Consider the following 14,688-nt stretch of genomic DNA (forward strand, 5'->3'; position numbering starts at 1 on the left):
TTAAGTGTATAAATGACAGGCTGTGTAATGATCGGGTTCTATTTCCTTGAATTCTGGCATGATATCTGCACACACCGACATAGCATGAGGACAACGTGTACGGAATGGACACCCGCTTGGCGGATCCAAGGGACTTGGAATTTCGCCCTTCAGGATAATCCGTTCCCGCGTACGCTCGATCTGAGGATCAGGAATCGGAATCGCGGACAGCAATGACTGTGTGTAAGGGTGCAGCGGCTTCGCATACAAAGCATCAGAGGTGGTAACCTCAATGAGCTTGCCCAAATACATAACACCAATTCGATCCGATATATGCTTAACCATAGCCAGATCATGAGCAATAAACAAATAGGTTAGATTCCTTTCCTTTTGCAACCGTTTGAACAAATTAACGACCTGCGCCTGTACGGATACGTCCAGTGCCGAGATCGGCTCGTCTGCAATAATAAATTGCGGATTAATCGCAAGTGCCCTCGCTATACCGATACGCTGCCGCTGACCACCTGAAAATTCATGCGGAAAACGGCTTGCATGCTCTTCGTTCAAGCCTACATCCTGCAGCAGTTGGACAACACGTTCTTTCCGTTTGCTGCCTGTATAAAGACGATTAATATCCATGCCTTCCGCAATGATATTGCCTACCGTCATTCGCGGATTAAGTGAAGCATAAGGATCCTGAAATACCATCTGCATCTGACTGCGAAACTCCTGCAGCTGCCGACCGCGCAGACTATGCACATGCTGCCCGTTGAACAAAACTTCCCCGCCTGTAGCTTCATACAAGCGAATAATAGTACGTCCTGCAGTCGATTTACCGCAGCCGGATTCACCTACGAGACCAAAGGTTTCACCACGCTTTATCGAGAAGCTCAAATCATCAACAGCCTTCAGCAGCTTGCCGCCGCCCATATGAAAATGCTTTTGCAATTTACGAACTTCTAATAATGGAGCACTGCTCATCGGGTAACACCTCCCGCTTCTATCGGACGTTCTACTTGCGGTGCGTCAGGATGCAGCAGCCAGCAGGCCGCAGATTGCGTATCCGACACACTTCTATGTTCCGGATCGGTTTCTAGACAAACCTTCATCGCATAAGGGCATCTGGTTGCAAACGCACAACCCGTCGGAGGCGCAAATAAATCGGGTGGTGTTCCAGGTATCGGCACCAGGTCGCTATTTGCAGCTTGATCCAAACGTGGAACAGAACGGAGCAGCCCCCAAGTATAAGGATGCTGAGGATTGTAAAATAGCTCGTCGACCGTCCCCTCCTCGACCACTTTTCCTGCGTACATGACAAGTACCCGCTGCGCCATCTCTGCTACTACACCAAGATCATGCGTAATGAGGATTATCGAAGCTTCGGTTTGCTCAGCCAGCTTTTTCATCAGCTCGATGATTTGCGCTTGTATGGTTACATCCAGCGCCGTTGTCGGCTCATCAGCGATTAACAGCTTCGGACTGCAGGCTAATGCAATCGCGATCATCACTCGCTGACGCATTCCACCTGAGAATTCATGCGGATACTGCAGCATGCGACCTTCGGGATTGGAAATACCAACAAGCTTCAAGATCTCAACTGCACGTTTATTGGCTTCTGCACCGCTTACCTTTTCATGCTTGACGATACCTTCCGTAATTTGTTTGCCAATCGTCATAGTCGGATTCAATGAGGTCATCGGGTCTTGGAAGATCATTCCGATTTCCGATCCGCGAATCGACTCCATTTGTTTATTTGAGCATGTCGTGATCTCTGTTTTCCCGTTAAATCGGATGGAACCGTCCTTAATCACACTTGGCGGCGATGGAATCAGCCTCATAATCGTTTGCGCCGTTACCGACTTGCCGCAGCCGGATTCCCCGACTATCGCAAGCACCTCACCTTTACGCAGCTCAAAGGATACACCGCGTACAGCCTGGACCTCCCCGGCATAGGTTTGGAAGGATACCCTGAGGTTCTGGACCTCCAATATTTTGTCTTTCATGGCAAGTGTCCTCCTTGAGTGTGGCATCCTGCTTTATTTTCGCATTTTCGGATCAAGTGCATCACGCAAGCCGTCCCCGAGCAGATTAAAGCTCATCAAGATAAGGCTAAAAATAACCGTCGGAAAAATAACTCTGTGCGGATACAAACGGATCGAATTCGCTCCGTCCGATAACAATGCTCCCAGGGATGCAAGCGGTACCCTTATCCCCAATCCGATAAAGCTCAAAAATGCCTCAACGAAAATAGCAGATGGAACAATGAACGTAATTTGTACAATAATAAGTCCAAGCGCATTGGGAACGAGATGCTTCAAAATAATGCGTGCCCCACCTGCGCCGAGCGTTCGTGCTGCCAGGACATACTCCTGCTCCTTCAATGACAGCACCTGGCCTCGAACAAGCCTTGCCATCGGTACCCATCCCGTAATTGCATAAGCAATAATAATCGTTTTGAACCCGGGTCCGAGCACCACAATCAACAAGATCGAGATCAACAGGAAAGGAATCGAATAGATGATTTCAATCAATCTTTGCATCATATCATCGACCTTACCCCCATAATAAGCAGATATGCCCCCGTACATGACACCGAACACCAGATCAAGCAGTGCCGCGGTGAGGCCAATAGCTAGCGAAATCCGTGTTCCCCACCATACGCGAACCCACAGATCCCGACCAAAATCATCCGTACCAAACCAATGCGCCAACGACGGCTTTTGATTTTTAATATCATAATTTTGTGTTGCATAATCAAAATGAGACAGCAGTGGACCGGCAATCGATAGTACGGCCAACGTAATCAGTGTGATCAAGCCGAACATCGCCAGCTTGTTTTTCTTAAGCCGTCTCCAGGCATCCTGCCAATAGGTCATAGAAGGCCTTACAAGGGTCTCGCGACCTGCGCTCTCCTTGACAAGAGGCTCAAACAAATCTTTTTTAGACATGTCCATTACTTGCTGCCTCCTTGAGTCAGACGAATGCGGGGATCGACGAACCCGTAAATAATATCAGTTATAAACAATACAGCTACCAGCAGAAAAGAGTAAAAAATGGTCAGACCGGTGATCATCGTATAATCGTTGGAGTAAATCGACTGAACAAAATGCTTACCGAGTCCCGGCACAACGAAGATTTGCTCCACCACCAGCGTTCCTGTTATTAAATTGACAAAAACCGGACCCAGAACCGTGACAACGGGCAGGATCGCATTGCGAAGGGTATGACGTATGACGATGCTGCGCTGCGGCAATCCTTTGGCTTTAGCGGTTTTGATATAATCCAGGCTCAGTACATCAAGCATCGACGTTCGCATCAACCGGGCTAATATCGCAATCGTCCCAAAGGATAGTGCGATCGCAGGAAGCACCCGACTTGACGGTCCTGTCCACATCCCGGTAGGAAGCCAGCCCAGCTTCACTCCGACGAAGTAGGAGAGCAGCGGGCCCAATACAAAGGAAGGTATCGAAATACCGATAACGGCAGTGAACATCGCTCCGATATCAGCACCTTTGTTATGGTTCAAGGATGCAATAACACCTAATATGAGACCAACAATGATAGCGATCACCAGCGCCCACAGTCCTAATTCAAGAGAGGCCGGAAAGCCTTGGGCAATAATATCTGTCACCTTACGTGTAGGAAAGGCATAAGAAACTCCCAAATCACCATGGATGACATTGTTCATATATTTTAAATATTGCTGCCACAGCGGCTTATCCAAGCCATACTGTGCATAGAGCAGCGTTTTTTGTTCAGCTGTGAGTTTAAGCGACTCTTCTCCGAACGGGTCCCCCGGCAAATTTTTCATCAATACAAAAGTAAACGTGACAATCACCCATAAGGTAATCACCATATAAATTAAACGCCGGCACGCATAGCGCAGCATGTTTATGGACCTCCTTAAAGTTTTCCGTAGGAAAACTGTCTTCGTAAGCATAAGCTAAGTTTTCCGCAGGAAAACTGTCTTCGTAAGCTTAGAACCCAGCAGAGGGCCGCTCCAACATTTGTTAGAATGGCCCCCTATCGAGCTAGTGAATCTGTCTAACCTTATTTAATGGAAACCCACTTCAATTCCCATTCCTTGGACATCGCGGGAAGGATCAAGCCTTCTACATTGACACGCTTTGCATAAGGTCTTGTACGGAAGTAAAGTGGAACCAGCGGTGAATCGGTCATTAACAGCTTCTCGGCATCAACCAGCATCTTGGAACGTTTGGCCAAGTCAAGCTCCTTATCGGCACCCTTTACCAAATCATCATAAGCCTTGTTATTGTACTCCATGTAGTTAAATGATTTATTGTCGGACAGCCACATATCGAGAAATGTCATCGGATCGTTATAGTCAGCTCCCCATAGGCCGATCAGAGCATCAAAATTATATTCCTGCATGTTTTTCACCCGCAGTGCGAATGGCAGCGATTCTCCGGTAACATCAACACCGAGATTTTGCTTCCATTGTGCCTGGATAAATTCAATTGTTTTCTTTGAGGTTTCCGTATCATCGGAGGTCAGCTTAAATTTAGGCAAAGCTGTCATATTCAGCTCCTTTAAGCCTTCAGCCAACAGTTCCTTTGCCTTGGTTGCATCAAAATTCGGCTCGGTATCTCCTGCTACTTTACGAAACTCTGTCTTGTTTCCATCCAGTACAGTACCCGGCACAAGTCCTGTTGACGGAATGGAGGAACCGCCAAGCACTACGTCGTTGAGCGCTTTACGATCTATCCCCATACCCAAGGCTTCACGCACCTTCACATTGGCAAAAGCGGGAACCTTCTTGTTTTGAAGCATGACATAAGCCGAAACGAATTCCTTTTTGAGCGTCAGCTCAGGCTTGCCTTGAAACATCTGGAACTGATCACCCTTCAGCTCGGTCAAGTCAACCTGATTCGTATCAAACATGTTAAGCGATGTGTTGGGGTCCTTGACCACATTAACCGTCACTTTGTTCAGCTTCACATTCGCTGCATCCCAGTACTTGTCGTTTTTGACCATGACGAGCTGCTGCTCGTGATCCCATTTTTCAAGCTTGAATGGGCCTGCACCGATCACTTTATCAGCATCTGCACCATACTTATCGCCTTGTGTTGTTACAAAATCAGGCTTTTGCGGGAAGAAGGTCGGCATGGAAAGCTGATCTGTAAAAAAGGCAACCGGACGTGCCAATGTAATTTCAAGTGTTTTGTCATCGATGGACTTTACTCCAAGTGCTGCTTTCTTGGCTTCCAGCTCTTCAGGCTTCGCTTTGTTCAACTCGGCTCCGCCTTTAATCCAAGCCAGCATAGTGGCATATTTGGCTTTCGTTGCAGGGTCCAAAGTCCGTTTGTAAGCAAATTCAAAGTCACTGGCTTTAAGCGGTGTTCCGTCCGCCCAGGTCACTCCATCACGTAAGCTAATCGTGTAAACGAGACCATCCGCGGAAATTTTCGGCAGCTCCTTGGCAAGCGCAGGCTGAGGTTTCCCGTCTGCATCCAATCGGTACAGCCCTTCATTAATGGCATTCAATATCGTGAAGGTTGGATTCGTTGTGGCAATCGAGCTGTCCAACGCCGGTGGCTCGGCAGTCAGATTAATTCTGAACTCCTGCGGCACCGCGGCGTCGCCCCCCGTACCTGTCCCTCCAGCCTGATTGTTAGTATTCGTACATCCTGCGGCAACCGAACCAAACATGACTGCTGCGGTCGCAATAACCATTACCTTCTTCCATTTCATAAAACGTCCCCCTTTTGATTTCTTATGTAATTTAATGGTAAAATTTTAAAGACAACAAATAGATTTATGATTGTAGATCCATTCGCAATCGTTATCAAAACGAAATTATACAACCATTGGTTAATTAAATCTATTTGTAATTATATCCAGCAGCCCAACTGATTGTTGAACAAAAAAAAGAAGCCTATTCCTAGGCTCCCGTAATTAGTTCAAAATTATTCTCTTTTTTGGCTTAAATCCGAAGGACGTTCCGATTGAAGAACTTTTTCAATGGCATAGGATAGCTCACGATAAACATCCGTTTCCATCTGCGCTCTCAACTGGGTTTTGGCAAAAACCTCACCTTGCTGTGTGGACACATACTTGGCAGGCAGTCGATTTAATGCAATCGCCATCACATCGCCTTGCTGTTTTTCTTCAAGTACTGATGCACTGGCCTGATGCTGCATCAAATCTTTTAAACAACCCTTTACAATATCTTCCATAAGATTATGTACTTCCACGACTGGAGTCCCCCTCTAGCTGAACAATATGTATTTACCTATACCGATACACAAAAGCAGCATGTAGCTCGCCGACAAAAAAATAAACCCGAATCGCAGCAGCGTCTTCGTAATTTTCAGTGGGTTCACTTTTCCTTTTTTTCTTTCCTGCAGGTTGCCTACAAGTCCGCATACAATGAGAAAAACAAGAATAGTTCCCCAAAACCCTATATCCGAGTTAAACAAATATCTCGAAACGATAGAAACCGAACCAATTAAAAATAAGGTCGTGACATCAATCGCACGGTGTGTCGCTTTTCGTTTATCCCGGGATATCCAGAAGACGATCCCCCAGATCAGAAAAAATGGAACAAGTGGTATTAACGCCAAATATTTATATACCAATTGCAGCCATTCTATCAACGCACTCATGGCAGACCACCTGCTTTATTTTATATTATTTCCATCTGTTGTTCAATCGAACGCACCGTCGCATACATAACGGAATGAGTAGGAAGCTGCAGATCAAGACCGCTCGCAGCCTGAATCAGCCCACCGGTGATGGCTTCGATTTCCGTCGTTCTACCTGCCATCACATCCTGCAGCATGGAAGAATGGTTATCAGCAGTTCGTTCGCAGACGAGCAGGATCTGCTCCCATAAATCAGCAGCAAGCTCTATACCCAGCCTGTCCGCCAATAACGATGCTTCATCCAGCAAGGAACGCATTAAGGGCAGTACCGCCGGAGTTCGGGGTAAAGCGCCGTTGCGGACACGCAAAATAGCGGTTACCGGATTTATAACAGCATTGATTAGCAGCTTATTCCAAACCTTGCTATTGATGTTGTTCGACACCATTGAGCTAAATCCTGCATGATTCAGCAGATTTTGCAGATTGTGTACGGCTTCCATCTCCATAGTTGAAGTGTTAGACAACACAGGTCCGAGCCAGGTCGTTCCTTTCCCAGTATGTCTTACAAGATGGTCTGTCTGTTTAAATGCGCCGTCAGTCGTTATAGCTATCCATATTTGCGCCAATGAAATGCAGCGGCTCAACCTGTCGATATGTCCAATCCCATTTTGAAAGCATACAAGACGGGACGAAGGTGTGAGCTGCCTGCTCAGTTCAAATGCCAAATCGTCAGTGATCGAGGTTTGTTTGACCATCAGCATAATCACATCAGGATCATCCGTACCGGCTTCTGGATTCACGTTAATAGAAGACTTTACGGAACTCCGTCCCAGCTCTTCCATAGCAAGTGCTGGCACTTTCAGGATAGCTCCCGTTCCTTCTGATTGCAGTTCGCTTTCCGAAAGCTTCAGTCCCTCTGTACGAATTTGATTCGCTTGTCCAATTGTTCGCGTAACTAGCTCCACACATACTCCAGCCTGAAACAGACGCCCTGCCATTAGCATTCCCATCGCTCCGGCTCCAATAATTCTCACCTTCACCTTGATTCCCCCATTTGCCCTATCTTGTTGGCAAGTCTCGCTCTTCTTGCTTATCATAACAGACTACCAGACACAAATAAGCCCCGCAAGCATAACGCCTGCAGGGCCACTCTCAATCTATTCTTTCTAAATTGCCGTTAGCATCCATTTTAAATCGCGCCTTGTGCTCATCCTCTTCCTCTACAAGGAAGGCCAGCTTGCGAGCTCGATCCATAATTTGAATTAATGCCTTATAATCATCGTTGACTACGCGATAGTCGGTTTCCACCTCATTAACCTGCTTGTTCAAAACATCATTATCTCTACGCAGCCGATCCAGCTCATCCTGCTTTTCATAAAGCTCCTTCTCCAAATGCCGGATATGACGCGACATTTCATGGTAGCTCCCCTTCCACTGGCGAAGAAACCGTATTACCGCATCCATCGAAATCGATTCTTCGGTAAAAGGTTCATTGGACCTTCTGGCTTCTCCATGATCCAATATCGCCGTATTGCTGCTGGATACAGAAGCGTAAGCCGTATGTTTTTTGAACTGATTTCGCTTTTGCCGCTGTGTCTTGGAGATTTGTATAGCCTGCTCGTAATTTTTCCTGACATAGCTATTCCAGCGAAAGCCGCAGGCCGCGGGTGTTCTGCCTATTTTTTCGCCTACTTCCTCAAAAGCGGACAGCTGAGTGCTCCCCTCCCGAATGTGCCGCAGAGTAACCTCCGCCAAAATCAAATCATCCTCTTCGCTCCATGCATCCTGTCTAATTGCCGTCATATAATAGCAGTCCTCCCAGCTCTCGTTAATCAAGCATTCTTAAACATCCATCTATCGAATATGATACTTGGAATGCAGCATTATTTAATCTCTATGCCCATAATAGAATTCATAGAATCGTTTTCTACTATTTTGTATTGCCAATTTTGTCCACGCGCATACCTGTTAACAGCAGATCAACTATCGACCTTTTTATATGCTGAAAATAGGATTACGCGTAACGCGTTCCCAATCTCACGATACTTCAATAAATGTTTAAATTTCGTCACGGATTGGGCGTTTACACCAATGGACTCAAAAGGTATAATGTGTAATAGTAAAGAGCCGCAGTTTGACGAATGCTGTCACTGCGATAATCTCCATCGTTTGGGGAATACTTACGAGGTCAGTTTTCTTCGAAAAGTGAATAACGAGAACAATAAGGGGGTGCAACAATGGATCGCATGTTTCGCGTTCTTGGCTTTTGGACACTCATTATCGGATTGATGGCATTAGCCGGTGGTATGATTCCAATGGCTATGATCTTTTTTGCTCAAACGGTTATCTTTATGCTTTTGGGATATTTGGGCTTATCCGAACGTACCTACATACTGCTGTTCTGGGGGTACATGATTATTTCATTTACCGGATTTACGTATTGGTCTTTCTTCAGAATGTCCATCTAATCCGCATGCACAGCATGAAAAAAGGTGAGCCGCTTTTACAGCAGCTCACCTTTTTTTAATATCAATACCTTGAACAGCTCGCTCATTTGATCGCTCAGCAGCAGTTGACGAACTGCTCGGTTCCGACGAGCTATCGGGCTGAATGGATCAGCGGAGTAGGCGTCCTGCAGCTTATCCAGAAGTCCATTTTCAACTAAAAACTGTTTTTGCGTCATCAGCTTCTCGGCATGCATGCCAACTTCAAGCCCCGCTCGAATGAGCGCCGTAAAATTAACATGAGCGGTCATATCCTGCTCTCCTGGTGCTGTATAAGGGTCATCCGCCGCGACATGGTTTCGGTAGCACATCAACGTTCCGTTCATCCGATGCTCCCCATAAATTTCCGCGGCGCAGTCGCCATAATCAATTGCCACGATTTGCCCGCTATCCAGGTTCTGACCGACACGTGAAATCCAGGCAGGGGCTTCCAGGTTGACTTCCAAACGCTGATTGTCCAGCAGTCTCACTTCCGCTTCCAAGCCTCTGATGTATGTATCCAGCGCACTCTCGGGCTGTATGGGAAGCAACACCTCTTTAAACTGCTCCTCCGATTCGTCCCAAGCCACTCCTATTTCTTGAGCCTGCCCCTGCTTGATCTGAACCTGGTGGACAGGTAAAGCATCATGAAACTCATTGGAAAAAACGATCGTCCGCTGCCACGGCCCGCAGGCTTCCCATTCCGCTTCAGTCATCCAGCTCACCCTGCCAACGGACAAGTGCTCAGCCAGCTTCTCCGCCTGCAATCTGCGATGATGCGGACTGATCTCCACGGATATATAGGAGATATGGGCATAGACATCCCCGTAACTGCGTTTCAGCTCGTCCAATAGCTGTTGGGCAAGCCCTCCGTTACCACCACCCCATTCTACCAATGTGAGCGACTGAGCAGCAGTTCCCCACACTTCCTGGCTTGCTTGTCCTGCCATATATTGTGCAAGCACTTCACCGAGAAGTCCGCCTATAGAGGTACTTGTGTAAAAATCTCCGGTTTTACCGACTTTATCTCTACTGCCTGTATAATATCCAAGCTCCGGGTGATACAAGCACAGCTCCATGTAATCACGAAATGAAATTGCCTGCTGAGGGCTTTGATGGATGATTTCACGAATGATTTCCTGCAGCTTATTATAGTTTGGCATGCTCCTCATCACTCCTTAGGGTCGACATATTCCAACAAAAGCTACTATTCCAATCGTAAAAAGTCAAGATATATTTACTTCTTAAGCTGATATCAACTCTTGTGTTTGGTGACAAAGACAGCTGTAATCGTTATAATAAATAGGATAACAAATTAGTTGTACCGGAAGGAGTCTATTGTTTTGTCACTATCAGCATCAAGAACACGCAAATTGTCTGTTTATGCCTCATTTCTATTATCGCTCAGCATACTTTTACTCATAACCGGGTGTACCGATTATAATCAGCTCAAAACCGATCTGCTGCAGGCTGTCGCCAAGCAGGAACAAGTAACAAGCTACCAATTCAAGGGCTCTATTGAACTCAAAGCTGACCCTTCACTGCTTGGAGGCGCAGCCAGTCCTTTTACCGCTGCCCTGTTCGCTTTCTTAAAAGATAGCAAAATCGACTATAATGGGTTAACCGCCTTGGAACCAGCACAGCTGGAAGCGACCTTCAAAGTCACTCCGACCGGTGGCTCTCTTATCGATATTCCTGTGCTAATCAAGGACAACAAGCTTTTTTTCCGAATTCCTGCCATCAACAAGGATGACGAGTACCTCGTGTTTCCAATTACAGAAAAGACACCAAATCCAGCTGTCGGGAACAGCGAGGCGTTAAAGAACAGCAGTCATTTGGCTTCTACTATTCATGATCGGCTGCTTAATGGGATTAACCCCGAGTGGCTCCAAACCTCCAAGGATCCTGTCACTTTGGCAGACGGTACCGTCACTAAACGAATTACACTTGACATCAATAGTAAGAACGAGCAAGCTTTTAATGATATTTGGAAGAAGGCAGTTCCCGGATTCACTGAGCTGCTGAAAAGCAATGGTCTCGCTTCAGCAGCAAATATCGATGGATGGCAGTCGACGCTCAACGAAGTGCAATTCCGTGCCCCTTCCTCGTTGGAATTTCTTATCGATAACCAGGGCTTTATTCATGAGCAAAAATGGAATGTCGCCTTCACAGCCAATGGCAGCACCAATGAAAATCATCTGATATGGACACAATCGTTATCTGAATTAAATAAAGTGCCTGCCTTTACAAAAGAAATCCCTGCCAAGCAAAAATCACTAGAGGACCTGCTCAAGCTCGTCAAGCCAGCGCCAGCAGTCCAGAAACCATAATTAAATCTCGTCTTTCCTCTTACTTCTTCTTCGGAAGAAGTATTTTTTTATCATTTTTCCCATAGAGTTATGATAATCTAAAAGTAGTGCTATTTGGAGGCACAACGAAGCGTATGCTTCGTAGCCAGTTTTGCCTCCGGCTAAACTTTAAGGAGGAGACCATCCATGAGGCCTTGGTATCGGGCGGCCAGCATCCTGTTGTTATGCATTTGGATTGGCATTACCCCCTGCCTCCGCGTGCTCGCGGCTAACGATGAAGAGGTCAAGCTTTTACTGCAAAAGGGGCTTACCGTATATGAGATTGATCAAGAGCTGGCAAGAATACAGCTTGAGGAAGCCCGTATTATGAAACAAAGGACAACCACCGAGCTTGAGCTTCAGCAGCAAATGGCCCGCTCCGAGGAGACCAAACGTCATGCCGCCAAGGTGCTGCGTGCTTATTATATGGGGGATCGCGATTCACTTTGGATGCTGCTTTTTTCCATTTCGTCATTTAAAGATGCGATTACTACGTTGGATTATTTACAGATGATTGTCCGTAACGACCACGAAGCCCTCAGAACGTACAGCGACAATAAGCGGCAGCTCAGTGAGCTTCAGAAAGCATTAGTCAGCTCTCAAGCCACGCTGCAGCAAACCAAGGAACGCTACATCACACAAAGAGAGCAAATGGTAAAACTGCAACAACAGCTTGATGAGGATTTGTCCAAACAAAAGGATGCCGCCTTGATTCTCCAGCAGATGGCGCAGCTCACTTTGTCATGGAAGGAAAAAGGAATTCCGCTTTTCAAAATGTATTTTCAGGCTTTAGCCGCTGCCCTTAAACAGCTGCCCGAAATAATTTCCGAGGATGGTAACGGCATTACGAAGCATTTAATTATTAACGGCTTTCAATATACGTTTCAAATTACGGACGATGAATTAAATCAGTTTTTAAGAACCAAAAACCCGCTGTTTCAGAATATGGCCTTCCGCTTTACAGATACCGAGCTGGTTACGGCAGGTACACAGGATGGCATTGCCGTCTCGATTAAAGGAAAATACGAATTGTCCACCAAAGAAGAAGGAAATGGCAAAGCTTTTATTCGTTTCAATATGACTCAGCTGCAATTCAACGGATATGAGCTGCCGCGTTCAACCGTGGAGGCCATGGAGCAGGAATTTGATTTGGGGATCTACCCACAAAATCTGGCCCCCTTTTTATCGGTTACGGGTCTGAAGCTTGAAGCTGGCAAGCTGAGTATTATACTGAAAATGTCGCTGTAATCATAGGAACAAGAGGATGTGGATGCATATGAGTATTGAGCAAAGATTTGCATTGTTGGCGGATACAAGTGATATCCGTCTGTCCGAGGCTTGGAGCGAATTCATCGCGTTGCGGACGGACGCTCCCGTGCTGTACGATCATGATCAGGACCTGCTTATCTTTGTGAGCGTTGAGCAGTCTGAAGCCGTTCGTTTAAAGCTGGAGACGTATCTTCAGGCTTCTCTGGAAATACTTCCCTTGCTGCTGCTTCCCTATACAACAAATATGCGCAAGGAATTTACCGATTATGGCTTTATAAGCCATTCCAATCGTATTTATGGCTATGCAGATAACCTCTATTTATTTACAATCCATAGTCCGAGTTCAAACGCCCAGCCCCACCAGGCGTTGGAGCAAATGGAGGAGCACCTGCTTGCATCCTGCAGCGTAAATGGACAAGCCCTATACGTAACCGATCATCATTCCGATGAACTCATGCTACGAATAGCCCGAGCCTACCAATGCTCCATCGAGACATTTCACATAAAATAGTGATATCATAGGTTATCAAATAGATAGAAAAAAAGCGCGGATGAGTTGGCCTAATGGCCATACTCTCCTGCGCTTTTTTAGGTACTACAGCAGATCTGCGGCAAGCTGTGCCAAATGCGAACGCTCGCCGCGCTCCAGTGTAATATGTCCGCTAATATTTTGAGCTTTAAACCGTTCTACAACATAAGTGAGTCCATTGCTGGAAGCATCCAGATAAGGATGATCAATTTGATCCGGATCGCCAAGCAGGACAATTTTACTGTTCTCCCCTACACGGGATACAATCGTTTTAATTTCATGCTTCGATAAATTTTGCGCTTCATCTATAATAATAAATTGGCCCGGAATCGAACGTCCGCGAATGTACGTGAGCGCTTCAACCTGAATACTGCCAAGACCTGCTAATATCTTCTCGATATCGCCTGGTTTTTTGGTATCGAATAAAAATTCCAGGTTGTCATAGATCGGCTGCATCCAGGGACGCAGCTTTTCGTCCTTTTCACCCGGCAAATACCCGATATCCTTACCCATAGGGACAACAGGCCTTGCGATCAGCAGCTTTTTGTATTTACGCTCATCCTCCACCTTCATGAGGCCTGCAGCCAACGTAAGCAGCGTTTTTCCCGTCCCGGCTTTCCCGGTCAAGGTCACAATCGGGATATCGTCATTGAGCAGCAGTTCCAGCGCCATACGCTGTTGTGCATTTCTTGCACCGATTCCCCAAATTGGATCATTGCTGAGAAACAACGGCTCCAGCTTCTTGCCATCGGCATTCAACTTCAGCAAAGCGGACTTGGAGGTACCCATTTCATCCTTCAGGATAACGAATTCATGGGGATGAAGCGGATAAGCAAGGTTCAGCGAGCTGACGTTCAAATAACGATACGTATAAAATTCATCAATGATTGCCGGATGGGCAAGTATCGTTAAATACCCCGTGTACATATCCGGCATATTCACAATTCGATCTGTTAAATAATCCTGAGCCGTTAAGCCAAGTACATCCGCTTTAATACGTACAAGCATGTCCTTACTCACGATAGCAACCGGCCTTGGATTCGGTTTCTCCTGCTGTTCCATATGATAATTTAAGGCAACCGCCAAAATTCTATTGTCATTTGTTGCTTCTGCAAAGGTTTCCTGCAGCTTGGCAAAGCTCTTGTGATTCAGCTCGACCTTGACACTTCCGCCGCTTGGCAGCGTGATACCCTCATATAATCTGCCTTGGGTGCGCAGACCATCCAGCATTCTGGAGATTTGCCGGGCATTACGCCCAAGCTCATCAGCGTTCCTTTTTTTGGAATCAATTTCCTCCAGTACCGTAGCCGGTATAACCACTTCATTATCTTCAAACGCATAAATCGCATTAGGGTCCTGCAAAAGCACATTCGTATCCAACACAAATATTTTTTTCATAGTAAGTCCGTCCCCTTCCAAGTATGGTGCATGGCTCTATAACACATAGGAATCAGCTAGAAAGGACAAACTAAGGA

The 14,688-nt window shown here is 46.3% G+C and carries 15 protein-coding genes; 4 read left to right on the plus strand and 11 right to left on the minus strand.

Features of this window, described 5'->3' with window-relative positions; all coding sequences use genetic code 11:
- From NST47_RS24235 to NST47_RS24275, 9 genes are all read right to left on the minus strand, one after another.
- On the minus strand, window positions 1–960 hold the full coding sequence (locus tag NST47_RS24235; protein ID WP_341157426.1) for an ABC transporter ATP-binding protein: 960 nt from the start codon (window positions 958–960) through the stop codon (window positions 1–3).
- Window positions 957–1,982 carry an ABC transporter ATP-binding protein gene (locus tag NST47_RS24240; RefSeq protein WP_341157427.1) on the minus strand — a complete coding sequence of 342 codons (1,026 nt, stop codon included), beginning with the start codon at window positions 1,980–1,982 and terminating at the stop codon, window positions 957–959. The genes NST47_RS24235 and NST47_RS24240 overlap by 4 nt, the downstream gene beginning before the upstream one ends.
- A 33-nt stretch (window positions 1,983–2,015) precedes the next feature.
- The gene (locus tag NST47_RS24245) at window positions 2,016–2,933 is read right to left on the minus strand and encodes an ABC transporter permease (RefSeq protein ID WP_341157428.1); all 918 of its coding nucleotides are present in this window, start codon (window positions 2,931–2,933) and stop codon (window positions 2,016–2,018) included.
- The gene (locus NST47_RS24250) at window positions 2,933–3,868 is read right to left on the minus strand and encodes an ABC transporter permease (protein ID WP_341157429.1); all 936 of its coding nucleotides are present in this window, start codon (window positions 3,866–3,868) and stop codon (window positions 2,933–2,935) included. Before NST47_RS24250 ends, NST47_RS24245 begins: the two co-directional genes overlap by 1 nt.
- Before the next feature lie 161 nt (window positions 3,869–4,029).
- Window positions 4,030–5,691, minus strand: coding sequence for a peptide ABC transporter substrate-binding protein (locus tag NST47_RS24255; protein WP_341157430.1), 1,662 nt, complete (start codon window positions 5,689–5,691; stop codon window positions 4,030–4,032).
- Between the two features lie 215 nt (window positions 5,692–5,906).
- A complete protein-coding gene (locus NST47_RS24260; RefSeq protein ID WP_341157431.1) occupies window positions 5,907–6,176 on the minus strand; it encodes a late competence development ComFB family protein in 270 nt (89 codons plus the stop codon).
- A gap of 33 nt (window positions 6,177–6,209) precedes the next feature.
- On the minus strand, window positions 6,210–6,605 hold the full coding sequence (locus tag NST47_RS24265) for a DUF3397 domain-containing protein (protein ID WP_341157432.1): 396 nt from the start codon (window positions 6,603–6,605) through the stop codon (window positions 6,210–6,212).
- 20 nt (window positions 6,606–6,625) lie between these two features.
- Entirely contained in the window at window positions 6,626–7,624 is a 999-nt protein-coding gene (locus tag NST47_RS24270; protein ID WP_341157433.1) for a ketopantoate reductase family protein, read from the minus strand.
- 112 nt (window positions 7,625–7,736) lie between these two features.
- Complete coding sequence (locus NST47_RS24275) at window positions 7,737–8,387, minus strand: RsfA family transcriptional regulator (protein ID WP_341157434.1); 651 nt, start codon at window positions 8,385–8,387, stop codon at window positions 7,737–7,739.
- 434 nt (window positions 8,388–8,821) lie between these two features.
- Here NST47_RS24275 and NST47_RS24280 point away from each other — a divergent pair, with 434 nt between their 5' ends.
- Complete coding sequence (locus tag NST47_RS24280) at window positions 8,822–9,052, plus strand: DUF2626 domain-containing protein (RefSeq protein ID WP_076230156.1); 231 nt, start codon at window positions 8,822–8,824, stop codon at window positions 9,050–9,052.
- A 35-nt stretch (window positions 9,053–9,087) separates the two neighbouring features.
- Here NST47_RS24280 and NST47_RS24285 read toward each other — a convergent pair whose 3' ends face one another.
- Window positions 9,088–10,230 carry a class I SAM-dependent methyltransferase gene (locus NST47_RS24285; RefSeq protein WP_341157435.1) on the minus strand — a complete coding sequence of 381 codons (1,143 nt, stop codon included), beginning with the start codon at window positions 10,228–10,230 and terminating at the stop codon, window positions 9,088–9,090.
- Window positions 10,231–10,410: 180 nt separating this feature from the next.
- Here NST47_RS24285 and NST47_RS24290 point away from each other — a divergent pair, with 180 nt between their 5' ends.
- From NST47_RS24290 to NST47_RS24300, 3 genes are all read left to right on the plus strand, one after another.
- Window positions 10,411–11,397 carry a hypothetical protein gene (locus NST47_RS24290; protein ID WP_341157436.1) on the plus strand — a complete coding sequence of 329 codons (987 nt, stop codon included), beginning with the start codon at window positions 10,411–10,413 and terminating at the stop codon, window positions 11,395–11,397.
- A 165-nt stretch (window positions 11,398–11,562) separates the two neighbouring features.
- Window positions 11,563–12,663, plus strand: coding sequence for a hypothetical protein (locus NST47_RS24295; protein ID WP_341157437.1), 1,101 nt, complete (start codon window positions 11,563–11,565; stop codon window positions 12,661–12,663).
- Window positions 12,664–12,691: 28 nt separating this feature from the next.
- Window positions 12,692–13,195: a hypothetical protein gene (locus NST47_RS24300; RefSeq protein ID WP_341157438.1), complete on the plus strand. Its 504-nt coding sequence runs from the start codon at window positions 12,692–12,694 to the stop codon at window positions 13,193–13,195.
- Between the two features lie 84 nt (window positions 13,196–13,279).
- On the opposite strand, the gene NST47_RS24305 is transcribed toward NST47_RS24300, so the two are convergent.
- On the minus strand, window positions 13,280–14,611 hold the full coding sequence (locus NST47_RS24305; RefSeq protein WP_341157439.1) for a PhoH family protein: 1,332 nt from the start codon (window positions 14,609–14,611) through the stop codon (window positions 13,280–13,282).
- Window positions 14,612–14,688: the final 77 nt, after the last annotated feature.

The sequence above is a fragment of the Paenibacillus sp. FSL H8-0034 genome (assembly GCF_038000305.1).
In the GTDB taxonomy this organism is placed as follows: Bacteria; Bacillota; Bacilli; order Paenibacillales; family NBRC-103111; genus Paenibacillus_S.